This is a genomic window from uncultured Mailhella sp. (assembly GCF_963931295.1).
Taxonomy (GTDB): Bacteria; Desulfobacterota; Desulfovibrionia; order Desulfovibrionales; family Desulfovibrionaceae; genus Mailhella.
Genome location: NZ_OZ007001.1, coordinates 2408740 through 2425674 on the forward strand (window position 1 = coordinate 2408740; position 16935 = coordinate 2425674).

Below are 16935 nucleotides of genomic sequence, written 5' to 3' on the forward strand. Positions count from 1 at the left end.
GTAACAGAACGGCTTCCCTCGTTGCCGTTGTGCCGCATGGAATGGTACAGAAAAGGCTGAGGAACGGAAGGCGCGGCCGTCCGTTTTTCGGTCGGTCCGGACCGGCGTCCGGAGGGCCGTTTCATGCAGGTTGGGGGAAATCATGATTCAACTGCTCATTATTGATGACGACAAGGAACTCTGTCATCTGCTCGAAGATTATTTTCAGCCGGAAGACATTGCCTGCCGCTTCGCCTACGACGGCAGGGCGGGCCTCTCTTCCATGCGGGAGTCCAGGCCCGATCTGGTCATTCTCGACGTCATGCTTCCAGAGCGCAACGGCTTTGAGGTGCTGCGCGCCATGCGCCGGGATCCGAAGCTGGTGAAGCTGCCGGTCATCATGCTCACGGCCCGCGGCGACGCCGGCGACATGGTGCGGGGGCTTGATCTCGGCGCGGACGATTATCTGCCCAAGCCCTTCAATCCGCGCGAGCTTCTTTCCCGCATCCGTGCGGTGCTGCGCCGCTCCCGGCCGGAGCCCGGCGAAGGCGGCGGCGATCTGCGCCTCGACGACGGCGCCATGAAGGCATGGAAGGGCGACGAAGAGGTGTCGCTGAGCGGTCAGGAATACCGCGTGCTGCGGGCGCTGCTCGCCTCGCCCGGCAAGGTTGTTTCGCGCGACGAGCTGAGCCGTTCGGTGTTCGGGCGCGACGCCATGCCCATGGAGCGCGGCCTCGACATGCAGATAAGCCGCGTGCGCCGCAAGCTCGGGCCGTATCCCGACGGATCGGAGCGCATACGCAGCATTCGCGGCGCAGGCTACATGTACGTTATTCACAAGGAAGACAGAACATGAACATTCGTCGCGGCCGACTTGCCGATTTCTGGACCTCGCAGCCTCTGTTCCGCAAAATTTATGTGTACGGCATACTGTTCATAGGTTCGTTCGCCATGCTCGGCGAGTTCGGCGAGTATCTGGCCGGCGACATGCTTCAGAGCGACGGGCAGGATTTTTCCTCCACGCAGGAAGTGATTCTCTGGGTGGTGTTCACGTTCATCGTGGCGGCGCTCGAAGCCTATGTGCTCATCAGCTTTCTCAAGCGCGTCATCGGGCATTTCACGTCGGTGATTCATCGGCTGGCGGCCGGCGATCAGTCGGCGCGCATCGGGCCGGAAATGGCGTCGAGAAACGACGAGCTCGGTCTGCTCGCCCGGGCGTTCAACACCATGGCCGAGCAGCGCGCGCAGGAAAGCGCCCGGGAAAAGGAACTGCTCGCCGCGGTGTCGCACGAGCTGCGTTCGCCGCTGACGCGCCTTTCGGTCTCCGTGGAGCTTCTGCGGCGCGAGAACGTGCCTTCGGAGTTTCTGGACAGGCTCAGTCTGGAGACGGAACGCATGGAGGCGCTCATCGGCAGCATTCTGGAATACTCCCGCATGGAGGCGGGCGTGCAGAGCTTCGGGAAGCTGGACATGGCGGCGCTCGTGCGCGACGTGGCGGACGACGTGCGCTTTGAAGGCAGCGTGCGCGGCTGCGAGGTGGAGGAGCATCTGCCGGAGAGCCTGCATTTGTACGGCAACGGCGAGATGCTGCGTCACGCCGTGGAAAACGTGCTGCGCAACGCGCTGCGCTACACGCCGGACGACGGGCGGATCGTCGTTTCCCTGAGAGCGGAGCACGGCGTCTGCCGTCTTTGCGTGGCGGACAGGGGGCCGGGCGTGCCGGAAAGCGCGCTGGATCAGATATTTCGTCCGTTCTTCCGCGTGGACGCCTCGCGTCAGCGGGCGAGCGGGGGCGCGGGCATGGGGCTTTCCATTTCCGAGAGCGCGGTGCGCGCGCATCATGGCCGCATATGGGCGGAAAACAGAAGCGGAGGCGGCCTGACCGTCACCATGGAACTGCCGCTTGAGCGGCCGCAGGAAACGGTATGACACGCAGACAGGCGCTGTGGCAGAGCGCGGCGTGTCTCGCGCTTCTTGCGGCAACGGTGCTCTTGGAAAGCCGCACCGACCTCGACATGACGATTCAGCGTCTCTGGTACGACGCGGCACACGGCTCGTGGCTCATCGACGCCGAAACGCACCGGGCGTGGCGATGGCTGTTTTACGACGGCATGAAGCGGACGGTGGCGCTGATCGGCGTGTGTTCCACGGCGCTTTTCTGCGCGGGCTTTGTCTGCGGCCGCCGGGCGTGGATGCGCGTCGGTCTGCTGATGGCGCTCTCGTGCGCGGCCACGCCGCTGCTCGTGTCCGCGCTCAAGGCCGTGACCGGCATGTATTGTCCACGACAGCTTGAGGAGTTCGGCGGGCATGCGGTGTATCGGCGTCTGTTGTCGATGTTTTCCGGCCCTGCCGGCGGCAGGTGCTTTCCCGGCGGGCACGCATCCGGGGGCTTTGCCCTCACGATGGCGTTTTTCTGCTGCTCCGGCCGCGGCGCTCGGGCGGCGGCGCTGGTGCTGACATTGGGCGTCGGCTGGACCATGGGGCTTTATCAGATGCTGCGCGGGGAGCATTTTCTCTCCCACACCGTCGTGAGCATGCTGCTGGCCTGGCAGATGAATATTCTGCTGGTGCTTTTTGTGGACGGGGCGCTTTTGCCGGCGCTGGCGCGGCGGGCGGCAGGGCGAAGACGCGGGAGCTCTTGAAAGAGCGGGCGCGGTCGGCTAGGCTGAGGGAAGCGCCGTCGTCCTTTGCCCGGCGTTTTTTGCAACATCAGGAGCTGTCATGAAAAAGGTGACCCTTGTTTATTTTTCTCCCACCGGCAATACCAGAAAGAGTGTTGAAGCCATGGCCGCGGCGCTCGGCGGCGCGGCGGAGGTGCTGGACGTGACCACGCAGCCTGCGCCGACGCGTCGTTTCGGTCGCGACGAGGTGGTGATCATGGGCGCGCCCGTGTACGCGGGGCGCATTCCCGCGGTGGCGCGGGAGCGGCTGGCGGGGCTGAGCGCCGACGGCGCAACCTGCCTTGTGGTGGTGACCTACGGCAACAGGCACTACGACGACGCGCTGCTTGAGCTGGCGGATCTGGCCGCGGCGCAGGGCTTTGCCGTGGCTGGCGGGGCCGCGCTGGTCGGACGCCACACCTTTGGCGAGATTCAGACGGAGCGGCCCGACGCGGCCGATCTTGCCGCAGACGCGGCGTTTGCCGTGCGCGCGCTTTCGCGCGGCGGGAACGCTCCGGCTCCGGCCATTCCCGGAAACCGGCCCTACCGTGAGGGCGGCAGCGGCGGCAAGTTCCGTCCGCTCACGTCCGACGCGTGCGTGCGCTGCGGGTTGTGCGTGAAGGAATGCCCGGTTCACGCCATTGCCGACGACTGCGTCACCATTGCCGATACCTGCCTTTCCTGCTTCCGCTGCATCCGCCGCTGCCCGAAGGGCGCAAAGAACATGGATACCGAAGCCTACCGTTCCTTTGCCGCGGCCTTCAGCGAAAAGCTGAAGAACCGGCGGGAAAACGAATACTACTGCTAATGCCGCTTTTTGAAGCGCTTCGGCGCGACGCCGATGAAAAAAGCCCCCGAAAGGGGGCTTTTCTTTTGGCTGAGAAGGTGGGCGAGTGTTGCCGGGGAGCCCTGTTTCGCGCGACGTTGTTGTGCGCCCCTCTTTGCGCGGTGCGTGGAGGCAACGAGGGGGCCGTCGAGGGGCAAGGCACGCCGCAAGGGGGCGTGTTTTCGCGGTACGCCGGGAGGGGGCGTGTTGCGAGACTCGCCGAGAGTTTGGCGAGAAGGGGAACCGTTGCGCCGGTCGTCAGTTCCCCGGGGGCGGGGCGTTTCGGCGCGGGCTACTTTTTGTCCACGATGAAGAGCTGCATGTACTGGTTGCGGCTGGTCTGCACGAGCAGACGTTCCTCCACGTTGAGCTGCCCCTGTTCGATGACGGCAGGGGGCGTCGTGTCGGTGTCGAGCAGCAGAAAGCGCGATTCCGGCACGTCGCCGAGCGAGACGATTCTGGTGGTGTCCCGGCCGATTTCCCACTCTTCCGTAGGACTGAAGTTGTCGAAGGAGTAGCAGAGCAGGCCGTTCAGGCGCGGCAGCGTGCGCAGCTCTTCCAGCGAGCATGTGGGCGCGACCTTCTGCACCACGGGGCGAGTCGAGCCCATGCGGAATCCGGCCAGCGCCACGAGCAGCACCATGACGCAGGTCACGGGCACGATGAAGCGCGGGAACTTGAGCCCGGCCGCGCCGAGGAGAAGGCAGAGCAGCGCGAACAGGGAGGCGTAGAGCGCAAAGTCGCGGTGACTCCAGGCGATGAACAGGCAGATGCCCGCAGCCGCGAGCGCGCCGAGGCCGAGGTGAACGGTGATGATGCGTTTTTCCAGAAGGGAGAGGGTGTTTTCCTGGAGGCCCTTCACCCAGTGCCGGAGCACCTGCGCCGTGAGCAGCGCCAGCGGCACCATGGCGGGCATGAGATAGCGTTCCTTCTTTTCGGGCACGAGGGAGAGCAGCAGCAGGGAGAGCAGGAACCAGCAGAGCAGGAATTTGATTTCGTATTTTCTGCCGTCTTCCTTGTTCAGCCAGCGGCTGCCGAGTCCGGCGAGGCAGGGCAGGGCCCAGGCTCCCGCGAATCCGGGGAAGGAAAGATAGAAGAAGAACGAGGCCGTGTGCATGGTGCTCCAGGCGCTCACTTCGCCCTGCGCCACGGTGGCGGCCACGCGGGGCACGGCGAGGTACACGTAGAGATACCAGAGCGAACCGAGCAGGCAGCCGCCGAGAAGAATGACGGCCAGGCGCTTCCAGGGCAGCGAGCGCTGGAAGGCGAAAAGCGTGACGAGGAAGGGCAGCAGCATGGTGTAGAGCTGCACGGGTCCCTTGCTGAGCACCGAGGCGGCCATGAGCAGCACGCCGGCGATGAGCCAGCCGCGTTCTTTCCGCACCAGTCCCACGAGCGCGCCGGTCATGAACACCACGGAGTAGATGTCCCAGGAATTGGTGGTGCCGAGCTTGAGCGTGAGCAGCATGGTGGAAACGACGAGCCCCGCGTAGAAGGCGGTTTTGTCGTCCTTGAAGAGGGTGCGGTGCAGATCGAAGCAGAACACGCCGAGCAGCGCGGTCACGAGAATGACGGGCAGATGCAGGGCGAACATGGAGGGATGCGCGTCGAACAGGAAGACGGGCGCGGTGAGCCACACGGGCAGCGGCGGCTTGTTGAGGCGGATTTCGGTGAACAGGTGGGGAATGAGCCAGTCGCCGTCGAGCGCCATGGACTGCGCGGAAATGAGATTGCGCGCCTCCATGATGCCGGTGCCGAACACGTAAACGAGCGGCAGAAGGACGAACAGGGAAAAGACGTAGAGAACGATGCGTTGTTTCATGGGGAGGCCTTTGTCGGGGGCGTCAGGAACGTTCGGAAGAAGAGCGCGCGCTTTTCAGACCGATCACGATGTTTCGCACGTAGGCCGCGAGTCCCAGGGCCTGTCCGAGAATGAGCACGATGTCGAGCCTGAGCACGCCGTAGAGACAGATGAGCACGGAACCGGTGAGGCTGATGCCCCAGAAACCCATGGGCAGCACGGAAACGTGATGCCTCGAGGAATACCACCACTGGTACACGAAGCGCAGCGTGAAAAGGGCCTGACTTATGCAGCCGAAGACGAGCAGCGGCAGGGGAATGTCGGGGTTCTTGAACAGCGTCTGCGCGATGTTGGCGCCGCCGAGAGCCAGACTGACCGCGGCGGCGGGCGGAGTGAGGAGCAGCACGAGGCGCAGCGGCAGGAGGCATTTTTGCCATATGCCGTTGGCCTTGAGGTTCCAGAGATAGATGTAGTAGGAGATGAACTGCCCGAGAATGATGGCGAAATCGTTTCTGAGCCATCCGTAGAGCATGAGCAGGTAGGCCCCGCAGATGCTGAACACCCAGAACAGCGAGGGGGAGATGATTTTTTTCGCCCGTTCGGTTTTTATCCACTGGTGGAGCATGCGCAGGGAAAAGAAGCCCTGAGCGAGCAGCCCCACGCCGGTGACGAGCAGATATTCCTTCATGATGATTCCTTGCGCGGCCCCGGCAGACGTTGCAGCGGCGGGGCGTTCCGGAACGCGGCGCGTTTCGGCGGTCTATTCGTGCCTGAGGTTGTCGGAAGCGATCTTGTAGGCGATGTGTCTTTTCTGCATCCAGCGCACGACGAGGCAGTCCACGAAAGGCGAGAGCAGCCTGTTCCACAGATTGAACTTGGAAACGCCCGCCACGCGGGGAAAGTGCGACACGTTCACCTGCTTCACCCGGCCGCCTTCAAGCTGAATGAGCGCGGGAAAGAAGCGGTGCATGCCCTTGAAGAAGGGCAGGGAGCGGGCCATGTCGGCGCGCATGACCTTGAGGGGGCAGCCGGTGTCGCGCGCGCCGTCCTTGATCATCATGCGGCGGAAGCCGTTGGCGATGCGCGACTGAATCTTCTTGAAGCCGGTGTCCTTGCGGTTGGCGCGCACGCCGGTGACGAGCTCGTAGTCGCTAAGGTAGGGCGTGAGCAGATCCAGTTCCTCGGGCGCGGTCTGAAGATCGGCGTCGATGTAGGCGAGGTAGGGGGAGAGCACCTGATCCATGCCCGCCTTGAGCGCGCTGCTGAGGCCCGTGTTGCAGGCAAGCTCGATGAAGAAGAAGTGTTCGTGTTCGGCGCAGGCGGCGCGGATTTTTTCGCCGCTGGCGTCGGAGGAGCCGTCGTTGATGAAGAGCACGCAGGAGGACATTTTGGCGCGGGGCAGGTAGGCGGCCAGGCGCGAGGACAGGGCCTGCATGTTGTCTTCTTCGTTGTAAACGGGAACGAGTATGGTCAGATCGTAGGAGGCGGTCTGGTTCTGCTGGCTGGTCATGATCGTTCTCCCCGGCGTCTTGCGCCGTGTGAGGGGGTGGGAGCGGGGGGCTTCGGCCGGAAGGGCCGCGCCGCGAGGAGCCGGACGCGCAGGGGCGTCCGGCAAATCAGTCTTCCCGGATGGGATTGTCATCGGAGAGGTACCACTCGGCAAAGCGTCGGATGCCTTCGGCAAGGGGCGTGGCGGGCGCAAAGCCGGTGAGCTTCTGCAGCTTTGAGGTGTCGGCCCAGGTCTGATACACGTCGCCCTTCTGCATGGGCATCATGATTTTTTCGGCCTTTCTGCCCAGCGACTCTTCCAGAATGCTGATGAAGTCCATGAGGGCCATGGGATGTCCGCAGCCGACGTTGTAGATGTCGGTGGGCACGGGCCCCTCGGGCGCATGATCGATGAGCCGAACCACGGATTCGATGATGTCGTCGATGTAGGTGAAGTCGCGCGAGAGGTTTCCGTTGTTGAACACCTTGATGGGCTCTCCGGCGAGAATGGCTTTTGCAAAGAGCACGGGAGCCATGTCGGGTCTGCCCCAGGGGCCGTACACGGTGAAGAAGCGCAGGCCCGTGGAGGGAATGCGGTAGAGATGCGCGTACACGTGGGCCATGAGCTCGTCGCAGCGCTTGGTGGCGGCGTAGAGGGACACCGGGGTGTTCACCGGATCTTCTTCGCTGAAGGGCGTTTTTTCGTTGCCGCCGTACACGGAGCTTGAGGAGGCGAAGAGCAGATGCTTCACCGGATGGCGGCGGCAGCATTCCAGCAGATTGACGAAGCCGTACACGTTGCCCTCCACGTAGGAAAAGGGATTTTCCAGGGAGTAGCGCACGCCTGCCTGACCAGCCAGGTTGACGGCGACGTCGAACGCGCCTTCGGCAAACAGCTTTTCGAGGCCTTCGCGGTCTTCGAGGCGCAGGCGCACGAAGCGAAAGCCCGGATGCGAGGCGCTTTTCGCGCAGACGGCGTAGTCCGTCTCTCCGGTCACGCCGAGCCTGGCCAGACGGGCCGTCTTGAGGCGTGGGGAATAGTAGTCGTTGATTTCGTCTATGCCCGTCACGCTGTGGCCCATGTCGAGCAGCCTTCGGGAGAGAAAGTAGCCGATGAAGCCGGCCGCGCCGGTAACGAGTATGTTCATAAGCAGTCCTTTTTCATGCAAACGGCTCCTCGTTCACGCGGAAGAAGGAGCCGGGAGGCGCGGAGCGCCGCAAAAGTCAGGCGAGAGCTCAGCCTATTCTGTATCCGGTGAATCCGGTGTGCTTGAGGCTCTCTTCCCTGTAGATGTTGCGTCCGTCGAAAATGATCGGGCTCTTCATGGCTGCGCGCAGCTTCTTCCAGTCGGGCAGACGGAATTCCTTCCATTCGGTGACCACGGCGAGGGCGTCCGCGCCGCTCGCGGCTTCGTACATGTCGGGAGCGAAGAATACGGAGTCGCCGAGCAGGGAGCGGCATTTTTCCATGGCCACGGGGTCGAACACGCGCACGGCGCAGCCGGCCTTGAGAAGCGCGTCAATGAGCACGAGCGAGGGAGCCTCGCGCATGTCGTCGGTGCCGGGCTTGAAGGCGAGCCCCCACACGGCAATGGTGCGGCCACTGAGGGAATCGCCGAAGTGGCGGGAAATTTTTTCAAAAAGTACGGTTTTCTGCCGGGCGTTCACGCGTTCCACGGCCTGAAGCACGTCCATGTCGTAGCCGTAGCGGGCGGCGGTGGCAATGAGGGCCTTCACGTCCTTGGGAAAGCAGGAACCGCCGTAGCCGCAGCCCGCGTACAGAAACTTGGGCCCGATGCGGTGATCCATGCCTATGCCCTTGCGCACCATGTCCACGCTGGCGCCCACGCGCTCGCAGAGATTGGCTATGTCGTTCATGAACGAAATGCGCGTGGCGAGCATGGCGTTGGCCGTGTACTTGGTGAGCTCGGACGAGGCGCGATCCATGAACAGCATGCGGTCGCCGGTCATCATGAAGGGGCGGTACAGCTCGCTCATGATGGCGCGGGCGCGGTCGCTTTCCACGCCGATGATGACGCGGTCGGGCATCATGAAGTCGTTGACGGCGTGACCTTCCTTGAGAAATTCGGGATTGGAGACCACGTCGAAGTTGAAGGAAACGCCCCGGGCGTCGAGTTCCTCGCGGAGAATGGCCTCCACCTTGGCGCAGGTGCCCACGGGAACCGTGGACTTGACCACCACCACAAGGTCGCCCTTCATGAGCTGCCCCACGGAACGGGCGGCGTTGCACACGTAGGTGAGATCGGCGCTTCCGTCTTCGCCTTCGGGGGTGCCCACGGCGATGAAGGCCGCGTCCGCGCCGTCGAGGCATGCTTCCAGGGAGGTGGTGAAATGGAGTCGGCCCGCGGCGGCGTTGCGGGCGAGCAGTTCCGGCAGCGCGGGTTCATAGATGGGGCAGCCGCCGGCGTTGAGCTTGGCGACCTTGGCGGCGTCGGTGTCCATGCACCAGACGTCGAGCCCGACTTCGGAAAAGCATGCGGCCGTCACCAGCCCCACGTAGCCCGAACCTATCACAATGATTTTCATCCGTGGTCCTTTGTCAAAGTTGTGTTTCCCGGAAGGAAACAGACCGGACGGGGAGCCCCGTCGGAAGGAAAGCAGGTGCGGGCGCAACCGTGCCGGGCGCGATGTGCGGGAAGAAAAGTCCCGCCAAAAAGAGTCCTTCTCCGTCTGCGGACGGAGGGCAAAAGGGCGTGTCGGGCGTCGGTTGCCGCCGGGCATGCGGCCATGTCTTTTGCCGGGAAAAGCGCGGACTGACTGCATGTTTTACACTCTTGCTTAGTCTAAGGGTACAGAATTGTCAACGATCGTTACAGTCCGTTACAGAGCGGAGTCGTTGAAAGGCAAGGCTTCGGCGGAAAAGAGAGCATTGCCGCCCGTGCGGGAAAAGCGCGGAAACACGGTCTGCGCGCAGGGCGCGGGCTTGCGTCGGGGCGGGGGAAAAGCGCAGGGCGCGCCTTGGTCTTTGTTGCGGGCGTGCCTGCCGGGATAGCTGCCCGCGCGGAGCTCTTCCGGCGGCGGGAGCGTGCGGGGCGTGTTGCCGGCGAACCCGGAAGGAGGGGCGGCGCATTCGGCGGCGCAGAGGCGGAGGGGCTTCATCCACGCCGCCCGGAGTCCTTCCGCGTCCTTTCGCCGCATCGAAAGAGCCGCCTGAGCGGGATGCGGGCAGGCTGCGGGAAAGCGCTCGCAAACAGGGAAGAACACGCGGGGGAAGCTTGCCGTTTCCCGCTTCGGACCGGGAAAAACGGCGTCTTTGCGCAAAACGGCGTCTATCGGCGGGGCGCGCGTTCGCCCGCAAGCGCGGAGGAGACGAGCTCGCCGCTTGCAAGCGCCCAGTGAATGTTGTAGCCGCCGAGCAGTCCCGTGACGTTCAGCATTTCGCCGCAGAAGTAGAGCCCCGGCACCTTTCGGCTTTCAAGGCGTCGAGTGAGTCCGGAGAGCCGCACGCCTCCCGCCGCGGCTTCGGCCTTTTTCAGGCCTTCCGTGCCCGAGGGGCGGCAGCGGAAGCGATGCACGGCGTCGGCAAGGCGCTGCCTGTCCTTTTTACCGAGCTCCGCGCATTTTCTGCGGGCCAGATCTTCCGGGCAGAGCGCGTCGGCAAGGCGGGCGGGCATGTAGCGCGAGAGCAGATTGCGCACAAGAAGTCTGCCGTGCTCCTTTTCGTTGAGAAGTTCGAGCACGGGCAGTTCCGGCAGAAAGTCGAGCACCAGCTCGTCGCCGCTCTGCCACCAGCAGGAAGCCACCAGCACGGCCGGGCCGCTCACGCCGCGATGCGTGAACAGCAAAGAGCGTATGCCCGCAGGATCGGGCCGGATATCCTGACCGTTTTTACGCAGCCCCGCGCGCACGTTGAGGCTGATGCCTTCCAGACCGGAGAGCGGCCAGTCGCCGGGCATGACGAGCGGCACGAGCACGGGCCGGAACGGTTCGACGTCATGCCCCCACGAGGCCGCAAGCCTTGTCAGGGAATCGCTGGATCCCGCGGCGGGAAAGGCCGGAGAGCCTCCGGCCAGCACCAGACGCCTTGCACTCACCCGTTCCTCTCCGGCGGCAAAGGAGAAGGCGGCCTCTTCGCCGCTTCTGCCGAAGGACGGCGAGGACGCGGGCAGGGAAAAGCCGCGGGCCGTGCAGCCGAGATAGAAGTCCACGCGTTCGTCGTCGCACTGCACGGCCAGCCTGTCGGCCAGAAACGCGGCCGGGCGCAGACCGAAAATCTGCCCGAAGTCCCGTTCCTCAAAGGGCAGGCACAGTTCGCGCAGCAGGTCGAGCACTCTCTCGCAGGGAAAGGCGCGCAGCACGGTGCGCACCACGTCGGGAGCGTCGGTGAGGTAGTGCGCTTCCGTGATGGTGCGGTTGGTGAAGTTGCCGCGTCCGCCCCCGGCCAGCGAAAGCTTGACGCCCGGCCTGTCGTGACTGTCCACAAGCGCCACGGAAAGCCCGCGGCGGGCCGCGTTTCTGGCGCAGAGAAGTCCTGAGGGGCCGGCTCCGATGATGGCGACGTCGTAAAGGAACATGAGGTCTCCTGAGAAAGGCGTGGGCGCGCGGCCCGGCAAAGGAAAGAGGGGGCCCGGAAAGCGCCGGATCAGCGCTCGGCGCGCAGCGCCGTGACGAGCGCCACGGCCTTGATGCCCTGAAGAGCGCCGGTGAAGCCCAGCTTCTCTTCCGTGGTGGCCTTGAAGGCCACGTGATCGAGGGGCAGATCGAGCAGCCTTGCCACGTTGCGGCGGATGGCGTCGGCGCGGGGGGCAAGCTTCGGCTTCTGGGCTATCACGGTGAGGTCGGCATGCACGAGGCGCACGTGGGCTTCGGCGGCCTTCGCAAGCACCTGATCGAGCAGCACCACCGAGGAAATGTTGTCGAAGGCGGGATCGTTGTCCGGGAACAGCTGGCCGATGTCGCCCCCGGCAAAGCAGCCGAGCACGGCGTCCATGAGGGCGTGGAGCAGCACGTCGCCGTCGGAGTGGGCGCGGATGAGGTATTCGCCGCCTATTTCCACGCCGCCCAGCATAAGCGGACGATTGCCGCCGTAGGCGTGAACGTCGTAGCCGTAGCCGCAGCAGGGCAGAGAAGGTTTGTGTTCGGCAAGCAAGGCGAGATCCTGTGGGTTGGTGATCTTGACGTTGTCCCGGTCGCCTTCCACGACGAGCACGGGAGAGCCGACGCGCTCCATGAGCGAGGCGTCGTCGGTGACGTTCCAGCCTTCGCGGTCGGCGCGTTCGTGGGCTTCGCGCAGCGCGGCGAGCTCGAAGGCCTGCGGCGTCTGCACGGCGCGCAGCGACGCGCGCTCCGGCGTGCGCGTGACAAAGCCGTGCGCGTCGGTTTCCTTCACGGTGTCGGTGACGGACACGCCCGGAATCACGCCGGAAACCGAACCTTCCCGCAGCGCGTCGGCAAGTCTGGTCACGAGGGCGGTGCGCAGAAAGGGGCGCGCGCCGTCGTGAATGAGCACTGTGCGGCAGTCATCCGGCAGTGCGGCGAGCGCGTGACGCACGGAATCCTGACGACGCTCTCCGCCCGCGGCAAAACGAAGGGGCACGCCGCAGGATTCTTTGGCGTTGAGTTCGAGCGCCTCCTGACGGGCCCTTTCCAGACGCTCTTCGGGAAACACGAACACCAGACCGTGAATCAGCGGCGACGCGGCCATGGCGCGCGCCGAATGCCACCAGAGCGGCGCTCCCTGGTAGGGCAGAAACTGCTTGGCTTCGCCGCCCGTGGCCTCGGCCATGCGGCGGCCCTGACCGGCGGCGAGGATGACGCCCCAGCATTCATTATGCATGCTCACCTCGCGGATAACAGGATGGGGAGGGAACTTGCGCTCCCTCCCCATGATAAAAGGAGTCGGACTATAAGCCGGGTTTTGTACCGTTCCGAAGAACGGCGGCTGTCATTCCTCTAGAGACGCGGTTGCCCGCGCCTTCAAGCAACCTACCCGGAAACCATGGGCCGGGCCGGCCGGTTTCCCTATTTGGTCTTGCTTCGGATGGGGCTTGCCTGGCCTGACGTGTCGCCACGTCAGCCGGTGAGCTCTTGCCTCACCGTTTCACCCTTGCCGCTCCGAAGAACGGCGGTCTGCTTTCTGTTGCGCTTTCCAGCGGTCGCCCGCTCTGGCCGTTAGCCAGCATCCTGCCCTGCGAAGCCCGGACTTTCCTCCCCGGATCATGCGATCCGCAGCGACAGCCCGTCCGACTCCGAATTTGTGCGCGTTGCAGCGTTCAGCCGCGCCAAACGCGGCCAGACTCCGACGCTTATTCCGCGCTTTCCGCAGCCCTGGCTTCGGGCTTGGGAGCGTTGGGATCCTGATAGTCGTGGGCCCAGTACATGAGACGCTGGCAGTTCGGGCAGCTCATGATGTGGTTGCCGCGCTGCAGATCAATGAACACCTGCGGCGGAATGGCAATGTGGCAGCCCGAGCAGATGCCCGCTTCCACAGGCACGATCACCGGATGACGCAGGCGGTTGCGGATGAATTCATAGCGGCTCAGCACGGGCGGGGAAATGAGGGCCGCCACTTCGGCACGCTGGGCTTCCAGCGCTTCAAGACGGGTGCGGCATTCGGCGATGCGCTTTTCCAGATTTTCCTTCTGGCTTTCGAGCTCGGCCTTGAGTTCGTTCCAGGTTTCCTCCACGGACTGAAGATTGCTCTCCTGCAGGGAACGTTCTTCCTGCAGAGCCATGCGCTCTTCCTCGCGGGTCTGGTTCTGGCGTTCCATGCTGTCCATTTCGCGGATCATGGCCTGATATTCGCGGTCGTTTTCCACCTGCATCAGCTTGTTCTTGCTGTTGTTCAGGCGGGATTCGTCGTCCTGAATGTCGGCGTCGAGGCGCTTCTGCTGTTCCTGCAGGTGCTGGAGCTTGTCCAGAATCCAGTTGCGCTGGGTGTCCTGCGAGTTGAAACGCTTCTGCAGAGATTCCACTTCCTTGGGAGCGGCTTCCATTTCGGCCTGCACGGCGTGAATGCCGTCGTCCACGTGCTGGAGAGCCACAAGCTGGCGGATCTGTTCAATATAGAGGCTCACGACAGTACCTCCGGTACTTCAGAAAGAAAGGTCAAGGGCAGGAAGGGATCCCTGCCCGGCAAAAACGTCACCGTCACGCCGTCAAGCTTCCTGTCCAGAAGCAGCGCGAAGCGGCGTATCATTTCTTCTTCCAGGGAAAAATGCCCCACATCAAGAATTGCCATGGGGCAGAAATTCGGGCTGCGCGCATCGTGGCGCGAGGCCAGGGCCAGCGCGTCGTGATACTTCACGTCGCCGGTGATGAACACGTCCGCGCCCGCGGCCGCGGCTTCCTCAAGCAGCGAGGAGCCGGATCCCGTACACACCGCCACGCGGCGGATTTCCCGGTCGGGATCGCCGATGAGACGGGCCACGCCGCACATCCTTTCAAGCGGCAGCGCTTCGCGCATGACGGCGCAAAGGCGCGCAAGGGACATGGCTTCGGGCAGCCTGCCCGCGCAGCCGAAGCCCCCTTCGACCACGGAGCCGTCCGGCGCGGTGAACGTGCCCGTCTTTTCCAGAATCACGCGGTCTTCAAGGCCGAGCAGATCGGGCAGCCAGGCGCTCGGTCCGAGGGGATTGGCGTCGAGCGTGGTGTGGCTTGCGTAGAGGGGCACGTCGTTGCGGTACAGAATGGAGAGCGCGTCGGTGTAGCCGTTCAGCGCGCTCGTCCAGGCGGGGCGCATGGCGAGCGGATGATGCGTGAGCACCATGTCCGCTCCGGCTTCCACGGCGGCGCGCAGCTGTTCGGGCGCAGGATCGAGGCACACGGCAAGATGGCGTATGTCGGCGCGGGCCGAGGCCACCTGAACGCCGGAATGATCCCATTCCGCCATAAGCGAAAGGGGAGCCGTCTGTTCAATGATGCTGATAAGCTCGCTCTGAAGCATGGGTGCTGCCTTCTGATACAAAAGCGTGGATATGCCGGGGAATTCATATTTCTAGGGAAACTTCTCTCCTTCGTCAAGTTCCTTTGCGGCGCGGGCCCGGGGAAGAGGGGGAAATGCGCTCTGCCGGACGCGGCGTCCGTGCTTTAGGGCAAGGACAGGCGCGGGGCGGATCGCTGATCCGGAAGGGCGGCGCGAGCGAGGCGGCGGGAAAAGCGGCACGGCCCTCCATGTCTGCCGTCGGAGCTTTCGGGCGCAGCGGAAGCTGCCTTCGTGCGCGTCGGCCGAAGGGGGCGACGCTCGGGGGGGAACCGGAAAGGTTTCCCGCAGCTTCCCGACGCGTTCGAGGGCCTTCGAGCTTTGGGGAAACCGGAGCCGCTTCGGAACTTTTTTCTTGGCGAGCGGCGCGGATTGCGGTAAGGGAACGCCATGCCATCCTTCATTTACATTACCGACGTTTTTTGTCCCTGGTGTTTCGGCTTTGCTCCGGTCATGGAGAAGCTTGTTGCGAAGCATTCCTTTCCCGTGCGCGTTCTGTGCGGCAATCTTGTGGACGAACCCGAACAGACTTCGGGCATGGGCACGCCGCGTCTGCGGGCGTTTTTTCAGCGCCTTTCCGACACCACGGGCCGCAAGCTCGGCAGCGGCTTTTTCGGACTGCTGGAGGAGTCGGGCAGCGTGCTCATGGATTCCTCGCGCTCCGCGCTGCTCATGGCCGCGCTCAAGAAGCTGGCTCCCGGCCACGCGCTGGAGCAGATGGAAGCGTTTCAAAACGCCTTTTATGAAGACGGGCGCGACGTGCTCGCTCTCGACGTGCAGGCCGACGTAGCGGCGCGCTGGGGCGTGACGGCGCAGGCGCTTTCGCAGGCTCTCGCTTCCGAGGCCGTGCAGAAAAAGGCTCAGAAGGAAATGGACGAGGCCGAAGAGATTCTCGGCGATTTCGTGGTGTACCCTACGCTTTTTGTGAAGACGGACGACGGAGAACTGCACGCCGTGGCTCGGGGCTTTGCGCCCTTCGACGAGGTGGAGGCCAAAATCGAGGCCGCGCTTGCTTCCGGAGAGTCTCTGAACGCGGTGTCGGGCTCGGCCTGCGGCCTGAACGGCGAGTGCTGCATCCGCTGACGAGCGTTCCCTGACGCCTCCTGCGTCGGCGCGTTGCGCGTGCCGAAATCCGTTCGTGTGTTTTCTGCGGAGGGGGTCGGAATCAGAACGCGCTGTTTTGTGTCTTCTGCGGAGCTGACGGAAAACGCGCGGAGCCGTCGCGCCTGAACGCTTTTCAGCGCGTTGCCCGACGTCGTTGCCTTGCGCCGGGCAAATCTGCCTGCGTTCGTGACGACACGCACCCATCGACATCCGCGCCTTTTGTCCTGCGGAAGACTCCATCAGCGCAGAAACATCCGGCCTCTTCCTTTGTCTCCCCGCAGCGCTTGGACGTTTTTCCGAATGCCGGGAGCAGGCTGCCCCCCAATTAAAAAGTTTTGAAAGAGAGGATGGGGGCCCCGGGGGAAGGAGGGAAAACTTTTTCAAAAGTTTTCCCTCCTTCCCCCGTCCTCTATTCTTATTCTATCCCAAACTCATACTGTTCGAGCTTGTCGAGGATGGCGGACATGACCATGGCCATGACGCCGGAGACCACGGCGGCGGTTTCCGCCGGGACTTCGGAGACGCCGCGGTTCAGGAGGCGGCGGAAGAACACGTCCGGGCATTCCTGGGTTTTGGTTCTGACCATGGGATCCACGTAGGCGCGGAACGCGCCGTCCACGAAGTCTTCGGCCTCTTTGGGGCTGTATCCCAGCTTTTGCAGCATGCTCTGCGTGACGCGCAGGTATTCCACTACCACGACGTTGGGGGCCTGCACCATGAGTCCGTAGAGCACGGCAGCGTGGACGTAGGCCCGCCATTCCAGCATGAGCCTCTTCTTTTCTTCGTCGGAGGCGCAGGGCAGCTGGGCTTTCTGCGCCATGGCCAGCACGCCGTTTTCTCCGGTGTTCAGCTCAAAAAGTATGCCTGCGGCCTGCACGGCCGTGGCTACGTCAAGTTTCTTTTTCATGCTTCCTTCCTTGCGGGGCGGCGTGTGCTGCAAAAGAGGGCCGCTACAGCAGGGGCGGAAACGCGGCGCAGGCCAGCGCGCATCTCCGGGCTCCCGTCAGCTCGCCGACGTTTCCCGCATCTGGCCGCGGACTTCCGACTTGCGGGCATCTTCCCGCCTCGCGGACGCGGAGTCGCGGGCGGCGGGCCCGCAGAACGGGCCGCCCCTGTTTGCGAAACAGCACGTCGC

15 protein-coding genes and 1 other RNA gene are annotated in these 16935 nt (G+C 64.0%); 5 read left to right on the forward strand and 11 right to left on the reverse strand.

Annotation, left to right across the window (positions count from 1 at the left end):
- Positions 1-142 precede the first annotated feature (142 nt).
- From ABGT79_RS10060 to ABGT79_RS10075, 4 genes are all read left to right on the forward strand, one after another.
- Complete coding sequence (locus ABGT79_RS10060) at positions 143-835, forward strand: response regulator transcription factor (RefSeq protein ID WP_346666054.1); 693 nt, start codon at positions 143-145, stop codon at positions 833-835.
- Positions 832-1908 carry an ATP-binding protein gene (locus tag ABGT79_RS10065; RefSeq protein ID WP_346666055.1) on the forward strand — a complete coding sequence of 359 codons (1077 nt, stop codon included), beginning with the start codon at positions 832-834 and terminating at the stop codon, positions 1906-1908. Before ABGT79_RS10060 ends, ABGT79_RS10065 begins: the two co-directional genes overlap by 4 nt.
- On the forward strand, positions 1905-2621 hold the full coding sequence (locus ABGT79_RS10070; RefSeq protein WP_346666056.1) for a phosphatase PAP2 family protein: 717 nt from the start codon (positions 1905-1907) through the stop codon (positions 2619-2621). Before ABGT79_RS10065 ends, ABGT79_RS10070 begins: the two co-directional genes overlap by 4 nt.
- A gap of 79 nt (positions 2622-2700) precedes the next feature.
- Entirely contained in the window at positions 2701-3447 is a 747-nt protein-coding gene (locus ABGT79_RS10075; RefSeq protein WP_346666057.1) for a flavodoxin domain-containing protein, read from the forward strand.
- Positions 3448-3757: 310 nt separating this feature from the next.
- Here the strand turns inward: ABGT79_RS10075 and ABGT79_RS10080 are convergent, their stop codons facing one another.
- The 10 genes from ABGT79_RS10080 to ABGT79_RS10125 form a co-directional block, all read right to left on the reverse strand.
- Positions 3758-5287: a hypothetical protein gene (locus ABGT79_RS10080; protein ID WP_346666058.1), complete on the reverse strand. Its 1530-nt coding sequence runs from the start codon at positions 5285-5287 to the stop codon at positions 3758-3760.
- A gap of 22 nt (positions 5288-5309) precedes the next feature.
- The gene (locus ABGT79_RS10085) at positions 5310-5954 is read right to left on the reverse strand and encodes a lipid-A-disaccharide synthase N-terminal domain-containing protein (RefSeq protein WP_346666059.1); all 645 of its coding nucleotides are present in this window, start codon (positions 5952-5954) and stop codon (positions 5310-5312) included.
- A gap of 72 nt (positions 5955-6026) precedes the next feature.
- On the reverse strand, positions 6027-6776 hold the full coding sequence (locus ABGT79_RS10090) for a glycosyltransferase (RefSeq protein WP_346666060.1): 750 nt from the start codon (positions 6774-6776) through the stop codon (positions 6027-6029).
- A 106-nt stretch (positions 6777-6882) separates the two neighbouring features.
- Positions 6883-7902: an NAD-dependent epimerase gene (locus ABGT79_RS10095; protein WP_346666061.1), complete on the reverse strand. Its 1020-nt coding sequence runs from the start codon at positions 7900-7902 to the stop codon at positions 6883-6885.
- Between the two features lie 88 nt (positions 7903-7990).
- Positions 7991-9301 carry a UDP-glucose/GDP-mannose dehydrogenase family protein gene (locus ABGT79_RS10100; RefSeq protein WP_346666062.1) on the reverse strand — a complete coding sequence of 437 codons (1311 nt, stop codon included), beginning with the start codon at positions 9299-9301 and terminating at the stop codon, positions 7991-7993.
- A 743-nt stretch (positions 9302-10044) separates the two neighbouring features.
- Positions 10045-11289, reverse strand: a complete 1245-nt coding sequence (locus ABGT79_RS10105) for an aminoacetone oxidase family FAD-binding enzyme (protein ID WP_346666063.1) — start codon at positions 11287-11289, stop codon at positions 10045-10047.
- A 68-nt stretch (positions 11290-11357) separates the two neighbouring features.
- On the reverse strand, positions 11358-12551 hold the full coding sequence (ispD, locus tag ABGT79_RS10110; protein WP_346666064.1) for a 2-C-methyl-D-erythritol 4-phosphate cytidylyltransferase: 1194 nt from the start codon (positions 12549-12551) through the stop codon (positions 11358-11360).
- Between the two features lie 54 nt (positions 12552-12605).
- An RNA gene (gene rnpB, locus ABGT79_RS10115) (RNase P RNA component class A) lies at positions 12606-12965 on the reverse strand.
- A 55-nt stretch (positions 12966-13020) separates the two neighbouring features.
- Positions 13021-13791 carry a C4-type zinc ribbon domain-containing protein gene (locus tag ABGT79_RS10120; RefSeq protein WP_346666065.1) on the reverse strand — a complete coding sequence of 257 codons (771 nt, stop codon included), beginning with the start codon at positions 13789-13791 and terminating at the stop codon, positions 13021-13023.
- Positions 13788-14660 (reverse strand): Nif3-like dinuclear metal center hexameric protein, encoded by an 873-nt coding sequence (locus ABGT79_RS10125; protein ID WP_346666066.1) that lies wholly within the window; start codon positions 14658-14660, stop codon positions 13788-13790. The genes ABGT79_RS10120 and ABGT79_RS10125 overlap by 4 nt, the downstream gene beginning before the upstream one ends.
- A 426-nt stretch (positions 14661-15086) precedes the next feature.
- Between ABGT79_RS10125 and ABGT79_RS10130 the strand changes: the two genes are divergently transcribed.
- Complete coding sequence (locus ABGT79_RS10130) at positions 15087-15779, forward strand: DsbA family protein (protein WP_294487374.1); 693 nt, start codon at positions 15087-15089, stop codon at positions 15777-15779.
- 436 nt (positions 15780-16215) lie between these two features.
- Here ABGT79_RS10130 and ABGT79_RS10135 read toward each other — a convergent pair whose 3' ends face one another.
- Positions 16216-16707: a hypothetical protein gene (locus ABGT79_RS10135; RefSeq protein WP_346666067.1), complete on the reverse strand. Its 492-nt coding sequence runs from the start codon at positions 16705-16707 to the stop codon at positions 16216-16218.
- Between the last annotated feature and the right edge of the window lie 228 nt (positions 16708-16935).